The sequence below is a fragment of the Paraglaciecola sp. MB-3u-78 genome (genome assembly GCF_002835935.1).
In the GTDB taxonomy this organism is placed as follows: domain Bacteria; phylum Pseudomonadota; class Gammaproteobacteria; order Enterobacterales; family Alteromonadaceae; genus Paraglaciecola.
This window is the reverse complement of record NZ_PJCF01000004.1, coordinates 201,492-227,759: the sequence shown is the minus strand read 5'-3', so window position 1 is coordinate 227,759 and position 26,268 is coordinate 201,492. Positions and strand designations below refer to the sequence as shown.

Sequence of the window (26,268 nt, the reverse complement as noted above, 5' to 3'; positions counted from 1 at the left end):
GAGTGAAAACAGCTAACATGAGCAACACAAACATCCCTATTAAGCCACACTAATATTGATACGGTCCGCAATGCTTTGCTCTAAAGAATAAACACAATCACCAACCTGTAATACTAGAGGGCCTTTTAAAGGACTTCGACGCAGACATTGAATTATTTGACCTGCGGCAAAACCCATTTCATTTAGACGTTCAAATACTGCGGGAATAAGATTGGGATCAAGACTGTCGATAAATGCAGATTGATTTTTTTTGATTTCCCAAAGAGTCATACGATTACCTGATCATAAAATGCAAATACAAACGATTATCATTTATAACATTTTAAGCAGCCGCATTGCAATCAGACACATCGCAAAGCGGCATATTTTAGTCTTTTTATGCGTCTCGCAAATGGTCAGCCACAAGAAACGCCATTTCTAATACTTGATCAGCATTTAATCGCGGATCACATTGAGTTTTATAGGCTTGAGCTAAATCGTCATCACTAATTTTGTAAGCGCCACCTGTGCACTCAGTCACATGTTGCCCTGTCATCTCTAAGTGAATACCACCTGCATGTGTGCCTTCGGCTTTATGTGCAGAAAAAAACTGTTGAATTTCACGGAGAATAGCGTCGAAGTTACGAGTTTTATAACCGCTTGAAGCTTTAAAGGTGTTGCCATGCATAGGATCAGAGCTCCACACCACTTTACGGCCTTCTTGTTTCACTCGGCGTAACAGTTTAGGTAAGTTCTGCTCAAGCTTGTCTGCGCCCATACGGGTGATCAAAGTCAAGCGACCAGGTTCATTACTTGGGTTGAGAGCATCAATCAGCTGAATTAATTCATCTTCTTGCATACTAGGCCCTACTTTCACACCAATAGGGTTGTGAATGCCGCGGAAAAACTCCAAGTGTGCATGATCAAGTTGACGAGTTCGTTCACCAATCCACAACATATGTGCCGAACAGTTGTACCACTTACCCGTTAAGGTATCGACACGAGTCAAAGCTTGTTCGTAGTTCAGTAGCAAAGCCTCATGAGAGGTATACAAGCTAGTTTCATGTAAAGTAGGTGTGTTGGTTGAATTAATCCCCATGACATTCATAAATTCTAACGAATCTTGAATGCGCATAGCTAAGTCATGATAACGATCTTTTAAAGGATTATTTTCTACAAACGCCATATTCCAGCGATTCACTTCATGTAAATCAGCTAAACCACCCTGAGCAAAAGCACGCAATAAATTGAGAGTAGACGCACCACGATGATAAGCTTCAATCATCCGCTGGGGATCAGGCCTACGTGATGCTTCTGTAAATTCAAAACTGTTAATAATATCGCCACGATAGCTAGGTAAAGACACGCCATCAATTGTTTCAAAATCACCTGAACGAGGCTTAGCATACTGCCCTGCCATTCGAGCCACTTTAATCACCGGACAACGACCCGCATAGGTCAGCACTATGGCCATTTGCAAAATAACTTTAAACGTATCACGAATTTTTGGTGCGTTAAATTCATCAAAAGATTCAGCGCAATCGCCACCTTGCAATAAGAAACCGTTACCTTCTGCTACATCACCTAACTGCTTATAAAGAGCACGAGTTTCAGCAGCAAACACCAAAGGAGGATAACCGCCAAGAGTATCTTCAACCTGTTTAAGGTGTTGTTTATCTTCATAGGTAGGTTGTTGCAAAATGGGCTTTGAACGCCAACTATCTGGTTGCCAATGACTCACGATTTTTCCTTGTAAAATAGATGTAAGGTAGTCGATTAGAAACTGTACCGACAAACTGGGACGAGAATTTAGAGGGTATGAGCGGAAACTTCAATCACAAATGCGTTTATTTTTGAAATATAAATAGCTAACTTATTACGCAGTAGATTTAAGATGCTCAATAAAGCCATCAGCCCCTTGTTCAATGAGATCTAAAACATATTCAAAACCGCCTTTGCCGCCGTAATAAGGGTCAGGCACTTCTTGTTCTTCAGATGCACCAAAGCTTAAAAGTAATGACACCTTATGTTGAAACTCTTCAGGGCAATCTTTTAACAAATTTTCGATGTTTTGGTTATCCATACCCAAAATATAATCAAACTTTTCAAAGTCTTGAACCACCACTTTTCGACACTTTAATCCTTTAAAACTATAACCCCTTTCCATACCCACTGCTTGGGAACGTTTGTCTGGCGCAACTCCTTTGTGATAACCCGCCGTGCCAGCAGAGTCGATTTCGAGAATCAACCCCATGTCAGCTGCTTTTTTCTTAAAAACAGCTTCAGCGCTGGGCGACCTACAAATATTACCTAAACAAACAAAAAGTACTGAAGTTGTGTTAGCTGCCATTGGTTTTCCTAAGACTTTTCCTATGCAAAGTATTCTAGCTGTCTATAATTGTGCGTCTAGTGGTAAAACGGATTAATTTAAAATGAATGTACTCATGCTAAGCAGTTCTAGAGTGGCCAATGAAGATTACCTACAGCATGCTATACCCATGCTTAATCAACATTTACCCAATATAAAAGAACTACTCTTTATTCCATTTGCTGGCGTATCAGTCAGTTGGGACGACTACACAACTAAAGTGCAACATGCCCTACCCGGCTATCAAGTAAAAGGTATTCATCAATACGCAAACGCCCATCAAGCATTAGAAAACGCTCAAGCCATATTAGTAGGTGGCGGTAACACCTTTAATTTACTCAACGAGTTGTATCATCAAGACTTACTCGGCAAAATAAAAAGCCAAGTCAACAAGGGCACACCTTATGTGGGTTGGAGCGCAGGCTCAAACATCTGCGGTAATAGCATTCGCACCACCAACGACATGCCCATAGTACAACCACCTAGTTTTGCAGCACTCAACTTAGTACCTTTTCAACTCAATCCCCACTACACCGACTATCAAGCTCCTGGGCACAACGGTGAAAAGCGGGCTCAACGTATTCAGGAGTTTTGTATATTAAATCCAGAGATGCCAGTGATTGGAATTCGTGAAGGAGGAGCTTTGTTGTTGCAAGGTAATTCACTTGTATTAAAAGGGGAATTGAATGGGGTTATATTTGAAGGTGGATCACAGCGTGTAATCCAGCAATACCAGGATTTGAGTGGGTATTTGGATGCTTGAGTTTTAGCCATGAATAAAATTTACGATTTTAAACTAGCTTAAATCTACTGGAGACGGGATCTTCCCCCAGTGTTTCAAACCAACAGGAATTTCGTTAATTTTTAGGTTGCCACGAGCCAACATCGATTACTAACGATTTAGTGATGAGATAGATAGCTTCCTAGCCTTTTGGGGTCGTAATACTTAAAGAGATTCCACATATTATTCTACAGCTAAACTTAAAACGCTCTGTCAGCGATGGGACAACATGGACTGAAAAATAATTAATACAAAAATTGAACTTAAGCTGTGACTCCCCCTCTGAATATACAGTGTTTATGTGTGTTCCCATTTTAAGCCTGATTTCTTATCAGGCTTTTTTTTTGCCCTTTTTTGTCTTCAACACATCAACCAGCCCAATTTCTTAATTCTGCAGCTTAACTTAAAATGCTCTGTCAGCGATGGGACAACATGGATTGAAAAATAATGAATAAAAAATTGAACTTAAGCTGTGACTCCCCCTCTGAATATATAGTTTTTATGTGTGTTCCCATTTTAAGCCTGATTTCTTATCAGGCTTTTTTTTTGCCCTTTTTTGTCTTCAACACATCAACCAGTCCAATTTCTTAATTCTGCAGCTTAACTTAAAATGCTCTGTCAGCGATGGGAGAAGATGGATTGAAAAATAATTAATACAAAATGGAACTTAAGCTGTGACATCCCCTTTGAATATAAAGTTTTTATGTGTGTTACCATTTTAAGCCTGATTTCTTATCAGGCTTTTTTTTGACAACTTTTCGCCTTCAACGATCAGGGAATTAACTGGACGCTCATGTTAATTCTGTTTTGGCCGATTCGACTTGTACATCTTGATTATTCTATTCACAGGAGAAAGTATTGGCCTCTAAAGCTAACTACTCACAAGGGCTATTACTATTTCGCCTAAAGAATGGCCGTCAGTTTGCTTTGGGTACATTAAAGATCCAAGAGCTGGTGCCGTATAAAGCTGTAACAGCTATGATTAACTCAGAACCAGGGGTTAAAGGTGTGTTAAGCATTCGTAATAAAACTATCGCAGTGATCGATATGGCTGAAGTGATAGGGCTTGGCCCAATTTCAGAAAGCAAACTCGACCAGTCTTTTATCGTTGTGACCGATTGCCAACGAAAAGTAGTTGGTTTTATTGTTAGCCAAATTGACAAAATAATTGAAACCAATTGGCGTGAAATCAAGCAACCCGAAAAAAGTCTGGGAGCAGGTGTATTTATTACTGGGACTGTCAAGGTTGAAGACGAGTTTATCCAACTAATAGATGTTGAGTTACTTCTCAATAAAATTTTCCCACCCGATCCACATGCGGCAATGGCTGTGGTTACTGATTTTCAACGGGAACAACTTAAACCAATGAATATCTTGGTTGTTGATGATTCATTGACAGCTAGGCGGCAACTAACCGATGTTTTAGAGTTGCTCCATGTACCATTTCATGTGACAGACGACGGTCAAAAAGCACTGGCCTATATGCGTGAGCAAGCCTCCAACGGGCATCCGGTTAATCTGTTAGTTTCTGATATTGAGATGCCAGGTTTAGACGGTTATGAACTCACATTTGAAGTGCGCAATTCGCCAGAACTTGCAGCTACCTATATCATTCTGCACACTTCTTTATCGAGTGCAATTAGCGTTGGCCAAGCTCACCAAGTCGGTGCAAATGAAGCCTTAACAAAATTCGACGCAAAAGAATTGGTTCTTTCAATGCTGCGTGGTGTTGAGTTTATCAATAATCCGACTAAAGATAATAAAGCCATACCTTAAATATGAATTTCATTTGTTATTAGATTTGTCGGTTGTTAATAGATTTGTCGATCAATGACGTCTTGGCTGGTTCGTTTTGTTCAAGAAGGTGATTGGTAATTAAAAGTGCGAATTAACCTTACACTTAACTTAGTTCCGAGGATGAACCTAAAACGTATTGTCAGAGTTTAGGCAGCACTTATGAAAAATAATTAACAACGAATGGAACTTATGCTGTTACTACCCCTCTGAATATATAGTTTTATGTGTGTTCTTTATTTTAAGCCTGATTTTAAATCAGGCTTTTTTTTTACTATTTTTCGTCTTCAAACAATGATTATCATAATTCTGTTCATAGTCGGCAACATAACCTTGCATATTGGGCTTAGTTCAACCGAGCCCAACATGATGAACAAACTGTTTTGGATGTGCATTAAAAAAACTGACGAAGACATCCTATATACATAGTAAAGATCAATAATTCAGTTCTTACTCCCGATACGAGCTACCCTTTTTATCGAGCATGCCTTTTAGCTGCTCAAAGTGAGCATAAGACTGCCCTCGAAACTCATCCCAAATCTCTGCTGTTTTTAGAGCAAGATCATGAGGAAGAATATTGAGAGGCTGCCCAGTTGAATGAGCCAACACCATAGTCTTACAGGCTTTTTCCAGATAATAAAGATCCTCGAAAGCTTCGGCAATCGTCTCCCCTGTAACGGTAATGCCGTGATTACCCATCATCAAAGATTTTTTACCATCAAGAGTATTCACGATGCGTTTGCCTTCCTCATCACTGGAGGCAATACCACCGAAATTTTTATCATAAGCAATTCGCTCGTAGAAGCGTGCGGTATTGTTATCAATCGGCAATACACGTGGGTCTTTCAACGTTGAGAGTACCGTCGCATAGGTAGAATGCAGATGCAGAATAACCCGAGCTTCGGGCAATGACGCATGCACATTACCATGAATACTCCAAGCTGAAGCATCAGGGGCTTCGTTAGTCTGCATAATGTTATCGTCTTCACTATCAAGCAACTGTAGGTTGCTAGCAGTGACATTTGAAAAGTGCATCCAACGACGGTTCATAAGAAACTGTTTACCGTCTGGGCATACCGCTGCGCTCAAATGGTTGGCGACCGACTCATGCATATCCATTTCATGGATAAGTCTAAAAGCAGCCGCCAGATCGACACGTAATTCTTGTTCTGTTTGCATTTTGCTTATCCTCAATAGGTTTCAGTCGATTACATCTCTAGAGATGGCTAAACTATTAGGAATGGAAGCCGCGTTATGGTTCCCCACTGGCACCTTGGCACAGGGTATTGCGGCTAGAATACATGGGCAGCAAACGAATAGTGACCGATTATTACTACACCCATCTTCACAGTTGTTGTTGCATGGAGAATAGGGCTATCAATATGCCCATGGATGTTCGGCTAAGGTAATCGGAAAATGGCGCGAGCCACTCACATCAGATGATATTTGCGGTGGGTTCTTGGCCACTTATATACGATGCATTACGTTTAATTGATAAACGTATTAATAAGATGCCTGCATTTATCAAAAAAGCGAAAATGCTAGCAGACTCGATTCGTCATATTCCTTACAAGTCGACCCTGTCATACCCCACACAAACATGTTTCACATATTACTTGACGCTTCTGCTAACAAAGCAACATCTGCAAGAGACAAAATAGCCTTAGACCAGGGTATGTGGCTATCAGACAGATTCTGGAATTACGAATCTTCCAATAGCTGTGCTATGGAATTTGTGGTTGGTGAAAAAGCACTCGCGATGACGGATCATAAATTTGCCAATGCAATGCTTCAATTTGTGAACGTTTTACGTTCTTAGCTCGAATACCGACCCGCTTGCAGTTTAAAGTAGATGGGTGAGTATCACATGCATCCGACTACAAGATCAGAGGTGTATAAAAAAAACACTTCAAGTACCCCTTAGCGTCTAGAAGCTAAGGGGTAAATTACAGCAGTTTTACCCTTCACTCTGCTGTAATTGGTAGACAACACTTGCGACATCTACAAATTTAAAACAGATAAATCCAGGTGTGCACCAGCATCAGTTGGTGAAGTAAGCCTAGGTAAAGTGCCAATAAACGGTGCGTTTAGAAGCGTTTTTAAACTTTCAATATTGTCGTCTAAAAATGGCATGTCTGGATCAATTTGATTCGCTACCCAACCTGCTATCTTTAAGCCATCGTTACGGATACATTCAGCGGTTAATACCGCATGATTCAAACACCCTAAACGCATACCCACAACTAAAATAACAGATAGGTTTTGTTCAACTGCAAACTCTGACAAGTATCTTGGCTTGCCTTCAAAATCGATACCAAGGGGTAAACGCCACCCCCCTGCGCCTTCTACAATCAACACATCAGGTTTTTTTTGCAATAAACAGTTAAACCCTTCGCGCACGGTATCAATTGAGATAGGTTGGGCAGTGACGTCTTCTCGTAGGTTCTGGGCGGCTAAGTGTGGTGCAATAGCAGCTTCAAAGGCAATAGGATTCACTTCGTCATAACTGAGTTCAATGCTTGAAAGTTTCTGTAAGGCTAGGGCATCTTCATTATGTAGCCCTTGAGGGGTCACCTTACAGCCGGCAGCTATCGGCTTGTATGCTGCAGTCAGTAAGCCTTTTTGATTGAGTAAGATAAGCAGTGCTTCGGTCACAAATGTTTTGCCAACTTCGGTATCTGTGCCGGTTACAAAAAACGCGCGGCGTTTAACTGATAAATGTCCCATAGAAATCCTATTTAACACTGCTTCGGCGTTATTTACTGCACTGCAAAAAGCAGACCTGATATGTGAGTGGAAGTTGCAAGTTTTCGGCATATTTGTGTTGATAAATGGTTTCAAGAAGTTGCAACGTATGTCGATTAAAAGTGTTTTTGCTTTGACACTTTGACTGTTCTGTTATGTCTTGGGTTGTTAGCAATACATTGGCACCAATTGATTTAATAGAAGACATTAATTGTCTGACATTTTTGTGCCAAGTCACATATTGCTTCTCATGCATAGTGACCTGTAGCCCCTCTGATTTTGCCGCGTTATACCAAGTCTGAGCACTGGCAAAATTATTCACATGCCGCTGACTATCAATGGTGTGCCAACTATCGTTCAATTGACTAAATGAGCCTTCACACATAATAGCCAATAGTGCATTAGAATCAAATGCCATTACTCTGGCTATTTCGGACATCACTTTTTGTTGATTGTGAGACCATTGTAGGGCCATAGACGAAAACACCATATCAACCGAGTTATCTACCAAAGGTAAACATTCAGCGTCACCTTGTACCCAACAGATTGACTCGGCACCAACAAGAGCATCTTGTTTGGCGTAGTCCAACATGCCAAAAGCTAAGTCCATTGCGATTAAATTTTCACCTCTAGCAGCAAGCTGTTGACTAATTCGTCCTGTTCCACAGCCTATATCTAAGCCACTTTTATAGTGTGCCGAATAGTGCGCCGGCACAAAAGCTAAAGCGTCAAGGGCGATATCCAATTGCACATCAGCGGCAGAATTATACGTATTCGCAGCGCGGCTAAATTGCTGGGCAATACGAGTTTTGTTGCGACTAGCAATAGAGGTATTTAACATTACTTAACTGCCTGTTGATCATCGAGTAATACAATTTGTAACCCATCCACTAACGCTTCGATATCACGAGTATCATGCCCAGCGGTTAATGTGATACGTAATCTGTCAGTATGTTTAGGCACAGTAGGGTAACGAATTGCCGTAACCCATAGGCCTAATGCTTTTAGCTTTTCACTGGCAGCTAAGGCTTTTTGTGCATCACCGATTAACACAGGTTGAATAGCGGTGTTTGAGGGCATTAATGCTAAGCCTGCTTTGTTTGCTAAGGATTTAAATTGTTCAATACGTTGGGCTAAAATAGTTCGCCGCTCTGCACTTAGTTTGGCCTGTAAGCTGACTAACGTTGCATAAGCTTGTGCCGCAGGCATAGCGGTACTGTAAATATAGTGTTTGCCAAAGTTAATCAGATAGTCGATAAAATCATGGCTTCCAGCAACAAATGCGCCGGCTGTTCCAATGGCCTTACCAAAGGTAGCCATCAAAATGGGCACTTGTTGTTGTGACAAATTGTCGGTTTCTATGACTCCCCTACCGTGTATTCCTAGAGCGCCAAAACCATGGGCGTCATCGACCATTAGCCAAGCTTTAGCTTGGTTACTCATTGCCACAATTTCAGACAAAGGAGCTTGGTCGCCATCCATACTAAAAACACCTTCAGTGGCGACCAAAGTATTCTGACCCTGTGTTGTTTTAGGCGCATTTAGCAACATTTGAAGATGTTCAATATCGTTGTGTTTAAACCGCGTTAACTCGGCGCTTGACGCTTGAGCGCCTTCTATAAAAGAGGCATGCATAAGTTTATCAGCAATAATTCGGTCTTTCTTTTTTTCGTGACTTTGCCTAAATAAGGCTTGGCAAACGGCTTGATTTGCAGCAAAACCAGAATTAAATAGCAACACTTTGTCGCGCTTAAGTTCAGATGCTAGATATTCTTCCAACGCCTGATGAGCATTAGTATAGCCAGTGACTAAAGGTGATGCACCACTGCCGCCGCCATACTCACTAATGCCATCGACCCATGCTTGCGCCACCACACTTGAACGGCGCATGGCTAAATAGTCATTGCTGGAAAAATTAATATAGTGCTGACCAGCAATTTCAATCAGTGGCCCTGTAGCCGAATCAACGGTATGTCGAGAACGTAACAGACCTTCACTTCGGCGCTTGTCTAAGGCCGAAGTGATAAAATCAAATGCCATTAGATATCGGCAGTTTCAGTTTGTTTACTGGATGCATCGTAAAATAAACTGTCGCTGCTCTTGTCTTCAATTTCTTCTAAAAGCGCAGCTTCGTGAGCTTCATCTGAATAGTCACGGGTTTGGGCAGAGTTAATCCCCAACTTTTTAAATAAGGTCACATCTTCATGGGTTTCAGGATTAGAGGTGGTTAGCAACTTACAACCGTAAAAGATGGAATTAGCGCCAGCCAAAAAACACATGGCTTGCATTTGTTCATTCATCGCCTCGCGGCCCGCAGATAAACGCACATAAGACTTCGGCATCATGATCCTAGCAATGGCGATAGTGCGAATAAATTCAAAATAATCTAAGTCTTCGACATTTTCCATAGGTGTGCCTTTCACTTTAACCAACATATTGATTGGCACACTTTCTGGTTGATATTCAAGGTTAGCGAGTTGCACCAATAAACTAGAGCGGTCAGAAGTCGTTTCGCCCATACCCACTATGCCACCAGAACAAACATTCATGCCTGAGCTTCTTACATTTGCTAAGGTATCTAACCTGTCCTGATAAGTACGAGTAGTAATAATATCGCCGTAAAACTCAGGAGAGGTATCTAAGTTATGATTATAATAATCAAGCCCTGCTTGTTTGAGAGACACCGCTTGGTCACCCGTTAACATGCCCAAAGTCATACAGGTTTCTAAGCCCAGTTTTTTGACTTCTTTGACCATCTCGGTCACGTACGGCATATCTCTATCACGGGGATTGCGCCACGCGGCTCCCATACAAAAACGCGTAGAGCCAGCTTGTTTTGCCTCTTGGGCACGCAGAATGACTTTATCAATTTCCATTAAGCGTTCTTTTTCCAAGCCGGTATCATAACGTGCACTTTGTGGGCAATACTTGCAATCTTCTGGACAAGCGCCGGTTTTAATCGATAACAAAGTGCTGACTTGCACTTGATTAGGATCAAAATTTTGCCTATGTATCGTTTGCGCTTGAAACATCAGGTCGTTAAATGGCATTTCAAAAAGGTCGTTCACCTCTTCAATTGTCCAGTCATGGCGGATACTAGCTTGATTGAGTGATGAGGAAGTGTTTAAAGACGAATTATTTAAAAACATAGTGCAACCTTGGGTTTTCAGACTTTACTAAATGATTCAAGGCGCTTAGTCTATGGCGCTCGGCAACATTGTCAACTTAATTTAAAACAAAAACTTTACAAGTGATTATATTTTGACCAGCAAAAATTTACTCTTCGATCAACAACACATTTGGCATCCTTATACTTCTGCAATTGATCCCCTTCCCTGTTACGAGGTGACAAAAGCCCAAGGGGTATATATCCATCTAGCATCAGGTGAAAAACTGGTGGATGGCGTGTCATCTTGGTGGACCGCCATTCATGGTTATAACCACCCCGAGCTAAATCACGCCATTAAAAGTCAAGTGGATGATTTTGCCCATGTGATGTTTGGTGGGTTAACCCATAAACCTGCCATTGATTTATGCCGTACTTTGGTGGATATCACCCCTCAGGGACTAGACCGGGTATTCTTAGCTGATTCAGGTTCGGTCTCCGTTGAAGTAGCGATGAAAATGGCCTTGCAATACTGGGCTTGTCAGGGCAACCGCCATAAACACAGGTTTATTACGCCTCGTAATGGTTATCATGGCGATACCTTTGCTGCTATGTCGGTCTGCGACCCCGTTAATGGCATGCACAGTTTATTTACTGATGCCTTAGCCCAACAGATTTTTGCACCCGCACCACAAACTCGCTTTGATAAACAGTGGAATGAAGATGATATCAAACCACTAGAGCAGCTTATTCAAACCCATCATAATGAACTAGCGGCACTCATCATCGAACCCATAGTGCAAAATGCAGGCGGTATGCGGATTTATCACCCCGAATACCTAAAGCGTTGTCGGCAACTTTGTGACGATTACAATATACTGTTAATTTGTGACGAAATTGCTACCGGGTTTGGGCGCACCGGTAAACTATTTGCTTGTGAACATGCTGATATCAGCCCAGATATTATGTGTCTAGGTAAAGCTTTGACAGGTGGTTATATGACTTTGGCGGCCACTATTTGCTCTGAAGATGTAGCTCAAGGGGTCTGCCAAGGTGAGCCCGGAGTGTTTATGCATGGACCCACATTTATGGGCAACGCCCTAGCCTGCTCTGTTGCCAATGCAAGCTTAAAAATCATTCAACAAAATGACTGGCAAACACAAGTGTCTCAGATTGAGCGGCAATTACGTGTTGAATTAGCACCTTGTCTTGATCTAGAGGCAGTCGCCGACGTCAGAGTCATTGGAGCTATTGGTGTCGTAGAATGTAAATCCCCAGTAAACGTGGCTGAATTACAAAAAGTCTTTGTTGAGCAGGGAGTGTGGATAAGACCTTTTGGTAAGCTTGTATATATTATGCCGCCCTACATTATTGAGCCACAACAGCTTCGCCAATTAACGCAAGCTATCTACAACGTACTTAAATAACTGATATTGTTCGATGAGTTGGTATTCAGTGAAAAACGTCTGGAATTTGTTCACTCAGCTGCTGTAACTGGGCTTGCAGCAGATGTGTGGCGGGATCTTTAGGACATTTACGAATAAAATATTGATAGTCTGCAATTGCCACTTGCGTACAGTCCAATTGATGTAATAAAAACCCTCTATCTCTTCTTTCATAAGGATCGTTAGGACACAAATTGACTAATAACTCTACCGCCATCAGCGCTTCTGAATAACATTTTCCATTGATATACGACGCTTTCAAATTATGCAGTAATCTAACAATAGTTTCATCACAACTTGCTTCGTGCAAGGCTTCTTCTGGCATTTTTTCATCTTCTATTTCATTTAAAATAGAAAAATATAAAGACTCCAAATCTTGCCGACTCAGCTGTTTGCCATTCAAGGGATCTAAATAAATAGCTGGATGCTGAGAAAAACCACATTTGATCAAAAAATGCCCTGGGAAGTTCACGCCACACACATCAAAACCTAGGGTTTTTCCCATTGATTGAAACACAATGGCAAGGCTTACAGGAATACCAGTACGATAATCTAGGACATAATCGAGCAAACTGTATTCACAAGAAAAATAGTTTTTTTCATCGCCACTAAAAGCGAGTTCCACATAAAAAAACTTAATAAAGCGTTTAAAAGTGTCTGGGGTGAGATCAGTTGAACCGATAAATGCTTTTGCTTGCTCAATCCACAAGTCTACTTTGCGTTGGTAGTCATCTGGTTGACAACTGTCAGGCTGAAACACCCTAGCTAACTGCAAACTGGCCATCAGATTATCTCGCTTAGCGATAGCCTGTTTTATCTCTTTCACTTGTTTTACCTCACTAAATCAACTCACTCCTTTTTATCGGTTTAAGTGGGGTAACCTTTACTGTAATTAGCAGTAAAGTTATAAATAAATTTAACTCACTGGTAATTAGTTCAACGTCAGCTTGCTATAAAGAAGCCACCCCCCTGAAAGACAAAGTAAAATGCTAGCAACCTGGTGATCCACAAATCAATTATTGGCTTCAAAAATTTAATTCGTGACGCTCAAGCAAGTGTATGCATAATACTTTCTATCTCATCGATATTTTCATGCAAATATTCAACCATCTTAGGATCAAACTGTTGACCCTTTTCGGCAGCTATCACGTCCATCACTTTTTCAAGGGGCCATGCTTCTTTGTAGCTGCGCTCGGAACGCATTGCATCAAAGGCATCGGCAAGGCTGGTAATCCTGCAAAAAATATGAATACCTTGGCCAGACTTACCTTTTGGATAACCTTTACCATTCCAGTATTCGTGATGATCACGGGCAATGAGTGCCGCAGTTTTAATAAGGGGTCGATTAGAGTCTTTCAATAAGTTGTAACCTATCTGGGCATGATTACGCACTTCAAGTATTTCTTCTTTATTAAGGCTTCCGGGATTCAGCATAATATTATCTGAAATTCTAATTTTACCAATGTCATATAATGGAACAGCTAAGCTTAAGGTTTTTAAATCGTTTTCGGACAGGCCAGCAGCACGGCCCAAGATTTCACAAATTTTGATCATGCGCTGTGTATGATTTTGACTACCGTAACTTGTTTCAATTGCATCGGCTAGACGCTCAATAATTTCCCGTTGTGTATCTTCAATATCTTTATTTAACAACACATTATCGAATGCAATTTGCACATTTTTGGAAAACATTTCGACTAAATGTTTGTCAGTTTTTGTCAGCTTACGAGGTAAGCCAGACATATAAAGTAGAGAACCTTTTTGGGTTTTGCTATCACAATAAACCACCAAATATTCATCTTCGTAAACCATAGTTTTATTAGTATAAGCATGCTGACAAGAAATTAATTCTCGCCCACTAATCACTTCCTCAAGTCGGTTGCCTTCTTTATCTTGATACTCGCCTCTGCCCGTAAACACATAGAGTTCAGAGGAGTTATATTGCTCAATGGGTCTAGGACCTGCGACGGCCGATGTTAAATAAGCGGTATCTTTAGTCCCACCTATTAAAGAAGCTAATTGCTGGACAATGCCTTCAATAAAACTTTCTAAAGAATGAATACTAAAAAGGTCAGCCGACGCAGAGATGATTTTTTCTAACCCATGTCTATTTTCTTCGATAACAATGATATCGCGATAAGATCGAAGGGCGGAAATGACCACAGAGAAGAGTTTTTGTGCGGTCAACTCAGTTTTAGATTTGTAATCATTAATATCATAATTAATGATCACATCTTTCTCTGGTGCTTGGCCTGGCTGGCCGGTACGTAAAATAATACGAGTGAAGTGATTATTCATTTCGTTTCTGATAAATTCAGCTACCTTTAAGCCTGCATCATCAGTTTCCATGACCACATCAAGCAACACGACGGCTATATCATCATGCTCACGAAACATTGTTTTCGCTTCTTCACCATCAAACGCGCTAATAAATTCAAGGTCTTTATCTTGGAACACAAAATCCCCAAGTGCTAACTTGGTTACAGCATGCACCTCAGGCTCATCATCAACAATTAATATTTTCCATTTGCCTTGCAACTCAATTTCTTCATCAATATCTTCGGCAAATAAAATTTCGTCAGACATAACACCTCCTGTAAACCAACAACTTAATAAAAAGCTGTTGCTGATAATAACGCGGTAAAACCCTAAGATAAGTTATAACTTATTGGTGAAAACAACAACTTAACGAACAAAATAATCTAAAATAATACATACAGCTATTTGCAGCCTATAGTAACGCGAGGCAAGCCATTCAAATCAAGTTCGCTGCGGATTTGATTAAAACCGTGAGCTCTCAAAATATCCGTCACTTGGCGACTTTGCTGATAACCATGTTCAATCACCAACCAACCGCTATCAGTCAGAAACGACTTACTTTGAGAAACAATTGAACGAATATCATCAAGACCATCCTCACCCGATGTTAAAGCACTGCTAGGCTCAAAACGCACATCACCCTGCTGTAAATAGTGATTGTTGTCTTCAATATAAGGCGGGTTCGTCACGATAAGATCAAATTGTCGATGCTCAACAGCAGCAAACCAATCACTTTGAATAAATTTGACTCGTTCAAGTTGATGCATGCTGGCGTTATCTGTGGCTAACGCCACTGCCTGAGAGCTTTTATCTATACCTGTGACCAGCCAATGGGGATTTTCAGTTGCTAACGCCAATGCGATAGCGCCAGTGCCAGTCCCTAAATCTAATACTTTAGAATCTGCACCTAATGTGAGGTTTAGCACAATTTCAATCAATAGTTCGGTTTCAGGTCTTGGGATCAAGGTAGCTGGAGAGACTTTGAGTCGCAATGACCAAAAATCGCGGTAGCCAATGATATGGGCTACCGGGTGGCCTAATGATCGTTGCGAAATGTACTCTTGAAATAATTTTATCTGTATAGCATCTAGTAATCTTTCAGGCCAAGTGTGCAAATACACCACTTCACGCTGCAAACAGGCTGCTAACAAAACCTTGCTGTCAATCACAGATGAATTATACAGGCCGTCATCACTTACATTATGAGAACTAAGTTGCTCTGTGGCCCAAGACAATGCTTGGGCGATAGTGAAAGACAAATTATCCAATATATTCTATTCGTCAGAAAGTGAAGACAACAAATCGGCTTGATGTTCTTGTCTAATTGGCTCCAACACTGAATTGAGTTCACCAGCAATAACATCGTCTAAACAATATAAGGTTAAATTAATGCGATGATCGGTGACGCGTCCTTGGGGGAAGTTATAAGTGCGAATACGCTCAGAACGATCACCACTGGCCACAAGGTTACGGCGAGTAGACGTTTCTTCGGCTTGGCGTTTATCCTCTTCTAATTGTGTCAAGCGAGACTGCAGTATGGCCATCGCTTTAGCACGGTTTTTATGCTGTGAACGTTCATCCTGACACTCTACGACTATACCCGATGGATTGTGGGTTATACGGATGGCAGAGTCAGTTTTATTGACATGCTGACCACCGGCACCTGAGGCTCTAAAGGTATCAATTTTCAAATCAGCTTTATTGATTTCAATGGCTTCAGACTCAGGCACTTCAGGCATCACTACCACAGTACAAGCTGAAGTATGAATACGCCCTTGTGACTCAGTATCAGGTACACGTTGTACGCGATGCCCGCCTGACTCAAATTTCATAATGCCATAAGAGCCCTCACCTAAAATATTGGCAATCACAACTTTGTACCCGCCATGATCCCCTTCGTTAGCCGTGACGAGTTCCACTTTCCAGCCTTGTTTTTCGGCATAACGACTGTACATACGGAATAAGTCACCGGCAAAAATAGCGGCTTCATCGCCCCCTGCACCAGCACGGATCTCCACAAAACAATTGCTTTCGTCGTTAGGATCTTTAGGCAGTAATAATACTTGTAGTTCTTGGGTAAAATCTTCGATACTTTGTTTGGCTAATTTATATTCTTCTTGCGCCATCTCACGCATTTCTGCGTCGTCTTCTTGCATCATTTCTTGGGCAGATTCAAAGTCTTTCTGGGCCCCCTGATAATCTCGAAAACACTTCACTACATCTTCTAATTGTGCGTATTCTTTTGTCAGGCCTCTGTACCTATCTTGATCAGCAATAACTTCAGCTTCACTCAATAAAGCTTGCACCTCTTCGTAACGCTCATCCAATACTTCTAGTTTTCGTTGAACCGATTCTTTCATTATATTTCCGTAGGCGGACTACTTTAGCCGCTAATTATCTGACTTTTTTAGATCTAATGCATCTATAAGTAATTCTAGCTGCTGTGAATTTTGTTCACTTGCCGCATTTTTTAAAGCTTTGGTAGGTGCATGAATAAGACTATTGGTTAATTTATTGGCGAGTTCAATTATGACTTGTTCAGCTTCTTTGCCGTCTGCAAGCTGATTTAATGCTTTACTGACTAAGGTATCACGCTGCGACTCACTTTGGTCTCGAAACCCTTTTAGTACATCAATCGAGATTTGACTTTGTTGCCAACGCATAAATTGTTGTACTTGCTGCGCCACCATTTCATCCGCAACAGCTGCTGCATCTTGTCGGTTGGCTAGGTTTTTTTCTACTATTTGTTGTAAGTCATCCACTGTGTATAGATAGGCATCGTCCAATTCGCCTACCTCTGCTTCAATATCACGAGGTACCGCTAAATCTACTAAAAACATTGGCTTATGTTTACGTTCTTTTAATGCGCTTTGTACTAACCCTTTACCTAAAATGGGTAATTGACTGGCAGTTGAACTGATCACGATATCAGCATCTTTTAAATGTTGAGGGATCTGCGCCAATGTCAAAACTGTTGCATTTAAGGGATCTGCGATAGCTTGAGCTCGTGCTAAGGTGCGGTTGGCAACAGTCAATGATTTAACATTTTGTTCGTACAAATGTTTAGCCACCAGTTCAATGGTCTCACCAGCACCAATCAATAACACCCTGCTTTGTTCCAGCGATGAAAATATATGTTTAGCTAATTGCACCGATGCATAGGCAACAGACACGGCGTTTGCGCCAATATCAGTTTCAGTGCGGACCCTTTTTGCCACCGAAAAAGTATGTTGAAACAGTCGCTCAAAGTCTCCCTTGATCACCCCTGAATTTTTGGCATCAGAAAAAGCTTGTTTCACTTGCCCTAAAATCTGTGGCTCGCCTAACATCATTGAGTCTAACCCGCAGGCCACACGCATAATGTGATTCGCGGCTTGCTGATCAGTATAAAGGTAACTGTTATCTTGTAATTCTTTTGGTTGCACACCATGAAAATTAGCTAACCAAGTAGAAATTGTATGTATTTGTTTATCATCAAGTTGCGCATAAATTTCAGTTCTATTACAGGTGGACAAAATCACAGACTCTGTTGCGCCTGTTTCTTGTCGCAAAGATGCCAGAGCCTGCACAATTGCATCGGGTGAAAACGCTATTTTTTCACGCAATTCAATAGGGGCGGTTTTATGATTAATACCAAAAGCAATTAGGGTCATGGAATGATTAGATAAACTATAATAAAGATTAGGCCAATTAAGTGGCGGCATTGTACGCAAAAGGTAAAACTATTGAAAGCAATGTCACTTGTATGTTCCTATTGCTCCAATCGATTTTTTTCTTAAAGAGCGTTATTCAAACTGTGTTAATCAGCCGCCTCTGTATAAAACAAACTTTATCTGCCCTTATCCTTATTCTTTTTCTGGCGGGTTGTGCGACTTCTCCCCAGCCAATCGTTAGTTTGAATTCGTCTGCTCACCAATTGTCCTTAAAACAACAAGATCACTGGTTAATAAAGGGAAAACTTGGCTTTAAGAGTCCAGAAAAAAAACAAAGTGCTAACTTTAGATGGCAACAAACACAACAACAATACCAGCTCAATATGACTTCTATTATCGGCACATCACTGTTAAATATGCAGGGCGATGAAAAGGGCGTCACCTTGATCGCTGATGATGAGACTTATCAAGACTCTGACCCTAGTGATTTAATATGGCGTGTCACAGGTTGGCAAATACCAGTAGAAAAATTACGCTTTTGGATAAAAGGGCAACATCAGAAGAGGGATAAGGTAATATTCAGTGAACAAGGCTGGGTCAGCCAATTACAACCTATTTGCAGTAATTGCAAAAACTGGTTAATTAATTATGATGACTATAAATTGGTAGATGCTATTTGGTTGCCACACAAAGTGGTGCTCAACAATAGGCTCAACAACAGTCAACTGTTAATCCGGGTAAATAAATGGGATTTATATGAATAAGCTCCCTTTGAACTGGTGGCCAAGCCCAGCCAAACTCAATTTATTTTTACACATCAATGGCCGATATGAAAATGGCTACCATCAATTACAAAGTTTATTTCAAATCCTCGACTATGGTGATGAGCTAGCTTTCGATATTAATTCCTCTGATAAAATCACTTTAGGGGATCCCATAGCCGGCGTCGCTGATGTAGATAATTTGATTATTAAAGCCGCACTATTACTAAAAGAAACCGCGTTAAAACAGAGCACACCAGATATCCTATCCCAGGGGCTTGGTTGTCATATCCATCTTAGAAAATGTTTACCTATGGGCGGAGGCATTGGCGGAGGTTCATCGAATGCCGCAACGACTCTACTAGTGCTAAATAAACTGTGGGATTGCCATTTATCTGACACCAAGTTAGCGACACTTGGCTTAACCCTAGGTGCAGATGTTCCTATTTTTATTCAAGGTAAAACAGCCTTTGCCGAAGGTGTTGGTGAGAAATTAGAACCGGTGAGCCTCCCAGCAAAAACATATTTAGTATTATTTCCCGATAGCCATGTATCTACAGCAGAGATTTTTTCCTTGCCAAATCTGCCTAGAAACACTGCAAAAATCAACTTTAGCGATTATAGTTTTGCCAATACTCACAATGATTGCCAAGAATTGGTTTGTGAACGCGATCCGAATGTTGCAAAAGCATTACACTGGTTGTTAGAATACGCGCCGTCGAGAATGACCGGCACAGGTTCATGTGTATTTGCAATGTTTGATCATCGTCAGGAAGCGTTAAATGTTCAAGCTTTATTACCAAAAGGCAGTACCAGTTTTGTTGCGAATGGGGTGAATACATCTCTTTTACATAGCCAAATACAAGCACAAGTTTATTAGTTTAATTGGGGTATAGCCAAGTGGTAAGGCAACGGGTTTTGATCCCGTCATTCGTTGGTTCAAGTCCAGCTACCCCAGCCAAATTCAAAAGAAGTACCTGCTGAGATAACAGGTTTGATCCGCAACTATGTCGTAGGATTAAGTCCAGCTATCACAACCATTTAATAAGCACTGAGGATATGACCGTGCCGGATATGAAGATTTTCTCTGGAAATGCAGTACCTGAATTAGCCCAAAAAGTGGCTGATAGGCTTTATACCAAGCTAGGACATGCGAGTGTAGGACGTTTTAGCGATGGGGAAATCAGTGTAGAAATTCACGAGAATGTTCGTGGTTCAGATGTCTTTATTATTCAATCTACTTGTGCCCCAACTAACGACAATCTAATGGAATTGATTGTGATGATTGATGCATTTCGTCGTGCATCAGCTGGTCGTATCACTGCTGTTATCCCTTATTTCGGATACGCACGACAAGACAGACGAGTGCGTTCGGCTAGGGTACCTATTACCGCTAAAGTGGTTGCAGACTTTTTGTCAAATGTAGGTGTAGATCGTGTTTTAACTATCGACTTGCACGCGGAACAAATTCAAGGGTTCTTCGATGTACCGGTAGATAACGCTTTTGGTACGCCAATTTTGTTAGACGATATGCGTCAACGTGATTTCCATAACCCAGTGGTGGTATCTCCTGATATTGGTGGCGTAGTGCGTGCCAGAGCATTAGCCAAGCTGATGAACGATACTGACTTAGCTATTATCGATAAACGTCGCCCCAAGGCTAATGTCGCTCAAGTCATGCATATAATCGGGGATGTTCAAGACCGAGATTGCATCATTGTCGATGATATGATTGATACTGGCGGCACTTTGGCAAAAGCAGCAGAAGCATTAAAAGCCCACGGAGCCAAGAATGTATATGCCTACGCTACACATGCTATATTTTCAGGTAATGCGGCACAAAATTTACGTGATTCTGTAATTGATGAAATTATCGTTACAGACAGCATCCCCCTTCGCGATGAAATAAAAGCCATATCTAAAGTCAAACAACTGACGTTATCGAATATGCTTGCTGAAGCGATTCGAAGAGTCAGTAACGAAGAGTCTATTTCAGCGATGTTTGAATATTAATAGCAGCACATGTAACGATGAAAAAAGCGGCTTTCACCAGCCGCTTTTTTATTGCTAAATAACCTGTAAACGCATTGTTTCCCTTTCCGTCAGGTGTTAATATTCGCCGCCCTTTTTCAGGGATGTTGTTATTTTACTGCCTACGGGTAGCAAACTAATCACACAAACGTAAATTTTGGTCGCAAAAATTTACACTCATTTACTATTATTTGGAGTTACCACATGTCTGATGGAATTTTCACACTAGACGCAGAAATCCGTACTGATTTAGGGAAAGGTGCGAGCCGCCGCCTACGTCACGCTGGAAAAGTACCTGCAGTCTTATACGGAGCAAATAAAGAAGCCGTTTCTTTGACTCTTATTCATAACAAACTTTTCCGAGCTCAAGCCTTCGAAGCTTTCTATTCTCATGTTCTTACTTTGAACATTGGTAAAGAAAAAGTTGAAGTATTGGTTAAAGACATGCAACGTCATGCCTTTAAACCCATTGTTATGCATCTTGACTTTTTGCGTATTGATGCGAAAAAAGCGCTACAAACTAATGTACCTCTACACTTTATCAATGAAACAAAAGCTGATTCTATCAAGTTGAATGGTGGTCACGCTGAGCATCACATGGTTGATGTTGAAGTAAGTTGTTTACCCGCTGACTTGCCTGAGTTCATCGAAGTTGATTTACAAAACATTGAACTAGATCAAACTATTCACTTAACTGATTTAGTATTACCTAAAGGCGTATCTTTAGTCGAACTAAACAAAGGCGAAGAGCATGATTTAGCCGTTGTAACAGTTAAATTAGCTAAAGGTCCTAAAGTTGCAGATGATAGCGAAGATGATGCAGAAGCAGCACCTGCGGTATAATTTGCTTGACTGATAAACAATTAGCGCACATTAGCCTAATTGTGGGCCTGGGTAATCCAGGCCCTGAATATCAGCATACCCGCCATAATGCTGGATCATGGTTCGTTGAATCACTAGCAAAAATCTACAACTGTACGTTAAAACTAGAAAATAAATTTTATGGTTACACTGGTCGAATTTCGATTGGTGGGCAAGATATTCGACTTCTCATTCCTACCACCTATATGAATAAAAGTGGTCAAGCTGTTGCAGCAATGGCAAATTTTTATCGTGTCCCGTTATCTGGTTTGTTAATCGCCTTTGACGAATTAGACCTTCCACCTGGTGTAGTAAAATTTAAAACCGGTGGTAGCTCAAGTCAAAATGGCATCCGTGATATTGTCAGTAGTTTGGCCAATCAAAAAGATTTTCTGCGCTTGCGTGTGGGTATAGGTCATCCTGGTGATAAAAACCGAGTCACGGGGCATGTATTAGGCAAAGCACCACCAAAAGAGCAACAACAAATCGAAGATGCGATTGATGAAGCCACACGTTGCCTTGAAATATTAGTCAAAGACGACCTTAAAAAAGCCATGAACCGCCTGCATTCGTTTAAGGCGGAATAACAGTTCATAAAAACATTAAGAATGACGGGCTCCGTCAAATCATTTATACAAAATTAAGAGGAAAAACAAAATGGGTTTTAAATGCGGCATAGTCGGTTTACCAAACGTCGGCAAATCGACACTTTTTAACGCGTTAACCAAAGCCGGTATCGAAGCGGCCAACTTCCCATTTTGTACTATAGAACCCAATACGGGTGTAGTACCCGTGCCGGATTTACGTTTAGATAAACTCGCAGAAATCGTTAAACCTAAACGCACTATCCCTACCACTATGGAATTTGTTGATATTGCAGGTTTAGTAGAAGGCGCATCTAAGGGTGAAGGTTTAGGCAATAAGTTTTTAGCTAATATTCGTGAAACGGATGCTATTGGCCATGTTGTACGTTGTTTTGACAATGACAACATTGTACATGTCTCGGGCAAAATAAGCCCCCAAGATGATATCGATATTATCAATACAGAGCTGGCTTTATCTGATTTAGAAACAACAGAAAAAGCCCTACATAGGGTAGCGAAAAGAGCGAAAAGCGGAGATGCCGACGCTAAAGCTGAGCTTAAAGTATTAGAAAAAATCAAACCTCATTTAGATGAAGGTGAATTATTACGTTCAGTTGAGCTAGATAAAGAAGAATTAAAACTTATCAGCTATATGAACTTCTTAACTCTAAAACCCACTATGTATATTGCCAACGTTAATGACGATGGATTCGAAAACAATCCCTACTTAGACAAAGTACGTGAAATTGCTGCATCCGAAGGCGCTGTTGTCGTTGCTGTTTGCGCTGAAATCGAATCTGAAATAGGCGAACTAGACGACGAAGAAAAAGCCGAATTCATGGCAGATATGGGCTTAGAAGAACCAGGTCTAAACCGCGTAATTCGTTGTGGTTACGAGCTACTCACTCTAAACACCTATTTTACAGCCGGCGTACAAGAAGTGCGCGCATGGACTTTCCGAGAAGGTTCAACTGCGCCACAGACCGCTGGTGTTATTCATTCAGATTTTGAAAAGGGTTTTATCCGGGCTGAAATCATAGGTTATGACAACTTTGTTGAATTTAATGGTGAACAAGGTGCCAAAGACGCGGGTAAATGGCGTTTAGAGGGCAAGGACTACATAGTGAAAGACGGCGATGTGATCCACTTTAGGTTTAACGTATAGCCTTTTAATATTGATATCTTAGCCCGCTAAACGCGGGCTTTTTAGTTTTTTAGAGAGCTAAAAGCTGCAGCGTAGCCGATACTTTTGCTTTTAACCTATCCTCGCATCGATGTTCTCCAAATAATTGGATGAAGAGCATTATCATCGAGCGGCATGTTTTGCATACTTTTTCTGGCCGCAGCAAAAAAGTATGTCTCACAAATGGTGTTCTGTGAGACAAAACCATACGGACTCCGCTCAGGATAGTTACCCTGAACCTAGAAACTGACACATTTTCAATTCGACCCCAAATGAAAATACATGTCATATATGTCTCAGAATTTGTTGCAAAATTCCCCCAAAACAACAACATTACCTTTCAACCACTCTATTTCCACCGTCACTTGCTTAGTATCTAACCAAACAGACATTTTAATGTCATAAAACGGTTGACGACAAAAAGCTAGATCAGCATAATACGCGCCACTTCGGAGACGGAGTGATTAAGTGGCAACATAGCTCAGCTGGTTAGAGCACATCACTCATAATGATGGGGTCGCAGGTTCGAGTCCCGCTGTTGCCACCACTTTTTCCTTGTATAGGGTAAGAGTATGCGGGAGTGGTGGAATTGGTAGACACGCTGGATTTAGGTTCCAGTGCTTCACGGCGTGAGAGTTCGAGTCTCTCCTTCCGCACCAATGTTAGTACGAAGTTAGGATATTGTTGGGGTATAGCCAAGTGGTAAGGCAACGGGTTTTGATCCCGTCATTCGTTGGTTCAAGTCCAGCTACCCCAGCCATTTTTAAGTAGTACAGATTGAAATTATAATTTGGTTACTTTTTTAGAATTGTTGCCGTTTGTTATTTTAGTTTTTTAAAGTAGGCAATTAGTTTTATAGTTATCTACTCTCTTGGGGTATAGCCAAGTGGTAAGGCAACGGGTTTTGATCCCGTCATTCGTTGGTTCAAGTCCAGCTACCCCAGCCATTTTTAGTAAAATTTGGCTTTTATGATAGAAGGTTTTGATCCTCGGTTATACCGTTGGTTCAAATCCAGCTACCCCAGCCACATTCAAGTAATTGCTGAGTATTGAGTTTATTACCGTGTTACAGACGTTGGTTTGAACCACTACTTATTGATTACAAACAAACGCCAAGCTTCTGCTTGGCGTTTTTGTTTTTGTTGATTTGCTTTGTACCCTAGACATAAATGCTATTAATCGGCAGACTGCCCTCATAGAACCCAATACTTGTGAGCCAAACCTTGATTAATGAAATTGTCGCCTTTATCAATAACATTCTTTGGGGTAACGGTCAGATACTGATCTACATGTTATTGGCCGCTGGTGTTTGGTTCACCGTGAAGTTAGGCTTTATTCAAATCCGTCATTTTGGTCATATGTTTTCGATAATGAAAGGCAGCACCAAAAGTGATGCGGCGGGTATCAGCTCCTTTCAAGCTTTATGCACCAGTTTATCCGCCAGAGTCGGTACGGGTAATCTAGCTGGTGTTGCAGTCGCGATTTCATTAGGTGGCTCAGGTGCAATTTTTTGGATGTGGGTTATCGCTATCCTGGGTATGGCTACAGGTTTTGCTGAAAGTGTGCTGGGTCAACTCTACAAAGTTAAAGATGCAAATGGCGAATATCGTGGTGGCCCCGCATATTATATCCAACAGGGTTTAAACAAGCGTTGGTTAGCCGTCATCTTTTCACTGTTCTTATTTTTGGGTTACGGCTTCATTTTCAGTGCAGTACAAGCCAATACTATTACCGACGCACTGAATCACGCTTATGAAATCCCTACCCTATATTCTGGTTTGGTCATTATTGTCTTAGCAGGATTAATTGTGATTGGTGGATTACGTGCTATCGCAAAGTTTGCAGAATGGGTTGTGCCTTTTATGGCAGTGTCTTATGTCTTAGTGACACTGGCGATTACCTTTTTAAATATCGAATTAGTGCCCGCCATGTTATGGGACATTATTACTTCGGCTTTTGGCCTCCAAGAAGCGGGCGCTGGTGCTATGGGTGCAGCATTTAAACATGGAGTACAACGTGGTTTGTACTCTAACGAAGCAGGCTCAGGTAGTGTGCCTCATGCCGCTGCAAGTGCTACGCCCAATCCGAATCACCCCGTATCTCAAGGTTATGTGCAAATGCTGGGGGTATTCATCGATACCATGATCCTCTGCACATGTTCAGCAATCGTTATTTTATTAGCTGGCGGTGCATCAGGTGAAGGCATGGAGGGTATACGCCTAACTCAAGATGCTATGACCTCGCACCTAGGAGAAGGGGGAGGTGATTTTGTCGCAGCAGCCATAAGTTTGTTTGCGTTTACCTCAGTAGTCGCTAATTACGCTTACGGTGAAAGTAACCTACATATGTTTAAACTTGACAATAAATCAGGCCGCGCCGCATACACAGTCGGATATCTAATGATGATTTTATGGGGCTCTATGGCCGCATTACCTGAAGTATGGGCGATGGCAGATATGGCATTAGGTTTAATGACTGTTATCAATATTTCTGCACTGGTTTGGATGACCCCCACTATTGTCTCAATCAGTAAAGATTATTTTGCTAAGCGAGATAGCGGCAAAGAAATCACTTACAAAGCGGGTGATTGTGAAATACAAGGTGAATCTGAAAAGGGAATTTGGGATTAATTGTTGTTTAGCTCAAAAAAACGCAAAT

At 41.2% G+C, this 26,268-nt stretch carries 26 protein-coding genes and 5 tRNA genes; 18 read left to right on the top strand and 13 right to left on the bottom strand.

Annotated elements, in window-relative coordinates:
• Positions 1 to 39: 39 nt before the first annotated feature.
• The 3 genes from CXF95_RS07870 to CXF95_RS07860 all read right to left on the bottom strand — a co-directional run bounded on the left by CXF95_RS07870 (position 40) and on the right by CXF95_RS07860 (position 2,284).
• Complete coding sequence (locus CXF95_RS07870) at positions 40 to 270, bottom strand: FeoA family protein (protein WP_101198173.1); 231 nt, start codon at positions 268 to 270, stop codon at positions 40 to 42.
• A 106-nt stretch (positions 271 to 376) separates the two neighbouring features.
• Positions 377 to 1,720, bottom strand: coding sequence for a class II 3-deoxy-7-phosphoheptulonate synthase (locus CXF95_RS07865; RefSeq protein ID WP_101198172.1), 1,344 nt, complete (start codon positions 1,718 to 1,720; stop codon positions 377 to 379).
• A 135-nt stretch (positions 1,721 to 1,855) separates the two neighbouring features.
• Positions 1,856 to 2,284, bottom strand: coding sequence for a low molecular weight protein-tyrosine-phosphatase (locus CXF95_RS07860; RefSeq protein ID WP_232787771.1), 429 nt, complete (start codon positions 2,282 to 2,284; stop codon positions 1,856 to 1,858).
• On the opposite strand from CXF95_RS07860, the gene CXF95_RS30475 reads away from it, so the two are divergent.
• From CXF95_RS30475 to CXF95_RS07850, 3 genes are all read left to right on the top strand, one after another.
• Positions 2,232 to 2,405 (top strand): hypothetical protein, encoded by a 174-nt coding sequence (locus tag CXF95_RS30475; RefSeq protein WP_232787783.1) that lies wholly within the window; start codon positions 2,232 to 2,234, stop codon positions 2,403 to 2,405. The two genes, CXF95_RS07860 and CXF95_RS30475, sit on opposite strands and share 53 nt — an antisense overlap.
• Positions 2,406 to 2,411: 6 nt before the next feature.
• Positions 2,412 to 3,110 carry a dipeptidase PepE gene (gene pepE, locus CXF95_RS07855; RefSeq protein ID WP_101198170.1) on the top strand — a complete coding sequence of 233 codons (699 nt, stop codon included), beginning with the start codon at positions 2,412 to 2,414 and terminating at the stop codon, positions 3,108 to 3,110.
• Between the two features lie 876 nt (positions 3,111 to 3,986).
• Positions 3,987 to 4,904, top strand: coding sequence for a chemotaxis protein (locus CXF95_RS07850; protein ID WP_101198169.1), 918 nt, complete (start codon positions 3,987 to 3,989; stop codon positions 4,902 to 4,904).
• A 468-nt stretch (positions 4,905 to 5,372) separates the two neighbouring features.
• On the opposite strand, the gene CXF95_RS07845 is transcribed toward CXF95_RS07850, so the two are convergent.
• The gene (locus tag CXF95_RS07845) at positions 5,373 to 6,101 is read right to left on the bottom strand and encodes a class II aldolase/adducin family protein (protein WP_101198168.1); all 729 of its coding nucleotides are present in this window, start codon (positions 6,099 to 6,101) and stop codon (positions 5,373 to 5,375) included.
• Positions 6,102 to 6,144: 43 nt separating this feature from the next.
• Between CXF95_RS07845 and CXF95_RS30470 the strand changes: the two genes are divergently transcribed.
• Together CXF95_RS30470 and CXF95_RS30465 are read left to right on the top strand one after the other, a co-directional pair.
• A complete protein-coding gene (locus tag CXF95_RS30470) occupies positions 6,145 to 6,294 on the top strand; it encodes a hypothetical protein (protein WP_232787714.1) in 150 nt (49 codons plus the stop codon).
• A gap of 228 nt (positions 6,295 to 6,522) precedes the next feature.
• Complete coding sequence (locus CXF95_RS30465) at positions 6,523 to 6,741, top strand: hypothetical protein (protein WP_232787713.1); 219 nt, start codon at positions 6,523 to 6,525, stop codon at positions 6,739 to 6,741.
• A gap of 182 nt (positions 6,742 to 6,923) precedes the next feature.
• Here the strand turns inward: CXF95_RS30465 and bioD are convergent, their stop codons facing one another.
• Genes bioD through bioB form a run of 4 tightly spaced genes read right to left on the bottom strand, consistent with a single transcriptional unit; the run spans position 6,924 to position 10,816 of the window.
• Positions 6,924 to 7,649: a dethiobiotin synthase gene (bioD, locus tag CXF95_RS07835; protein WP_101198167.1), complete on the bottom strand. Its 726-nt coding sequence runs from the start codon at positions 7,647 to 7,649 to the stop codon at positions 6,924 to 6,926.
• Positions 7,650 to 7,677: 28 nt separating this feature from the next.
• Positions 7,678 to 8,508, bottom strand: coding sequence for a methyltransferase domain-containing protein (locus CXF95_RS07830; RefSeq protein WP_101198166.1), 831 nt, complete (start codon positions 8,506 to 8,508; stop codon positions 7,678 to 7,680).
• Entirely contained in the window at positions 8,508 to 9,707 is a 1,200-nt protein-coding gene (locus CXF95_RS07825) for an 8-amino-7-oxononanoate synthase (protein ID WP_101198165.1), read from the bottom strand. The genes CXF95_RS07830 and CXF95_RS07825 overlap by 1 nt, the downstream gene beginning before the upstream one ends.
• A complete protein-coding gene (gene bioB / locus CXF95_RS07820; protein ID WP_101198164.1) occupies positions 9,707 to 10,816 on the bottom strand; it encodes a biotin synthase BioB in 1,110 nt (369 codons plus the stop codon). The genes CXF95_RS07825 and bioB overlap by 1 nt, the downstream gene beginning before the upstream one ends.
• A 112-nt stretch (positions 10,817 to 10,928) precedes the next feature.
• Between bioB and bioA the strand changes: the two genes are divergently transcribed.
• A complete protein-coding gene (gene bioA, locus CXF95_RS07815; protein WP_101198163.1) occupies positions 10,929 to 12,200 on the top strand; it encodes an adenosylmethionine--8-amino-7-oxononanoate transaminase in 1,272 nt (423 codons plus the stop codon).
• Between the two features lie 25 nt (positions 12,201 to 12,225).
• Here the strand turns inward: bioA and CXF95_RS07810 are convergent, their stop codons facing one another.
• The 5 genes from CXF95_RS07810 to hemA all read right to left on the bottom strand — a co-directional run bounded on the left by CXF95_RS07810 (position 12,226) and on the right by hemA (position 18,190).
• Positions 12,226 to 13,044, bottom strand: a complete 819-nt coding sequence (locus CXF95_RS07810; protein WP_101198162.1) for a SirB1 family protein — start codon at positions 13,042 to 13,044, stop codon at positions 12,226 to 12,228.
• 221 nt (positions 13,045 to 13,265) lie between these two features.
• A complete protein-coding gene (locus CXF95_RS07805) occupies positions 13,266 to 14,804 on the bottom strand; it encodes a response regulator (RefSeq protein ID WP_101198161.1) in 1,539 nt (512 codons plus the stop codon).
• A 134-nt stretch (positions 14,805 to 14,938) separates the two neighbouring features.
• Positions 14,939 to 15,805, bottom strand: coding sequence for a peptide chain release factor N(5)-glutamine methyltransferase (prmC, locus tag CXF95_RS07800; RefSeq protein ID WP_101198160.1), 867 nt, complete (start codon positions 15,803 to 15,805; stop codon positions 14,939 to 14,941).
• A gap of 6 nt (positions 15,806 to 15,811) precedes the next feature.
• On the bottom strand, positions 15,812 to 16,897 hold the full coding sequence (gene prfA, locus CXF95_RS07795) for a peptide chain release factor 1 (protein WP_101198159.1): 1,086 nt from the start codon (positions 16,895 to 16,897) through the stop codon (positions 15,812 to 15,814).
• Positions 16,898 to 16,927: 30 nt separating this feature from the next.
• Positions 16,928 to 18,190 carry a glutamyl-tRNA reductase gene (gene hemA / locus CXF95_RS07790; RefSeq protein ID WP_101198737.1) on the bottom strand — a complete coding sequence of 421 codons (1,263 nt, stop codon included), beginning with the start codon at positions 18,188 to 18,190 and terminating at the stop codon, positions 16,928 to 16,930.
• 41 nt (positions 18,191 to 18,231) lie between these two features.
• Here hemA and lolB point away from each other — a divergent pair, with 41 nt between their 5' ends.
• From lolB to CXF95_RS07730, 12 genes are all read left to right on the top strand, one after another.
• Positions 18,232 to 18,954, top strand: a complete 723-nt coding sequence (lolB, locus tag CXF95_RS07785; RefSeq protein WP_232787711.1) for a lipoprotein insertase outer membrane protein LolB — start codon at positions 18,232 to 18,234, stop codon at positions 18,952 to 18,954.
• The gene (gene ispE, locus CXF95_RS07780) at positions 18,947 to 19,831 is read left to right on the top strand and encodes a 4-(cytidine 5'-diphospho)-2-C-methyl-D-erythritol kinase (RefSeq protein WP_101198158.1); all 885 of its coding nucleotides are present in this window, start codon (positions 18,947 to 18,949) and stop codon (positions 19,829 to 19,831) included. Before lolB ends, ispE begins: the two co-directional genes overlap by 8 nt.
• 6 nt (positions 19,832 to 19,837) lie before the next feature.
• Positions 19,838 to 19,912 (top strand) — tRNA-Gln (locus CXF95_RS07775).
• Between the two features lie 104 nt (positions 19,913 to 20,016).
• Positions 20,017 to 20,964, top strand: coding sequence for a ribose-phosphate pyrophosphokinase (locus CXF95_RS07770; protein WP_101198157.1), 948 nt, complete (start codon positions 20,017 to 20,019; stop codon positions 20,962 to 20,964).
• Between the two features lie 222 nt (positions 20,965 to 21,186).
• Complete coding sequence (locus CXF95_RS07765) at positions 21,187 to 21,825, top strand: 50S ribosomal protein L25/general stress protein Ctc (protein ID WP_101198156.1); 639 nt, start codon at positions 21,187 to 21,189, stop codon at positions 21,823 to 21,825.
• 5 nt (positions 21,826 to 21,830) lie between these two features.
• A complete protein-coding gene (gene pth / locus CXF95_RS07760; RefSeq protein WP_101198155.1) occupies positions 21,831 to 22,430 on the top strand; it encodes an aminoacyl-tRNA hydrolase in 600 nt (199 codons plus the stop codon).
• A 70-nt stretch (positions 22,431 to 22,500) separates the two neighbouring features.
• The gene (gene ychF / locus CXF95_RS07755; protein WP_101198154.1) at positions 22,501 to 23,592 is read left to right on the top strand and encodes a redox-regulated ATPase YchF; all 1,092 of its coding nucleotides are present in this window, start codon (positions 22,501 to 22,503) and stop codon (positions 23,590 to 23,592) included.
• 488 nt (positions 23,593 to 24,080) lie between these two features.
• Positions 24,081 to 24,157 (top strand) — tRNA-Met (locus CXF95_RS07750).
• A 27-nt stretch (positions 24,158 to 24,184) separates the two neighbouring features.
• Positions 24,185 to 24,269 (top strand) — tRNA-Leu (locus CXF95_RS07745).
• 26 nt (positions 24,270 to 24,295) lie between these two features.
• Positions 24,296 to 24,370 (top strand) — tRNA-Gln (locus CXF95_RS07740).
• 112 nt (positions 24,371 to 24,482) lie between these two features.
• A tRNA-Gln gene (locus tag CXF95_RS07735) sits at positions 24,483 to 24,557 on the top strand.
• Positions 24,558 to 24,833: 276 nt separating this feature from the next.
• Positions 24,834 to 26,240 (top strand): sodium:alanine symporter family protein, encoded by a 1,407-nt coding sequence (locus CXF95_RS07730; RefSeq protein ID WP_101198735.1) that lies wholly within the window; start codon positions 24,834 to 24,836, stop codon positions 26,238 to 26,240.
• Positions 26,241 to 26,268 lie beyond the last annotated feature (28 nt).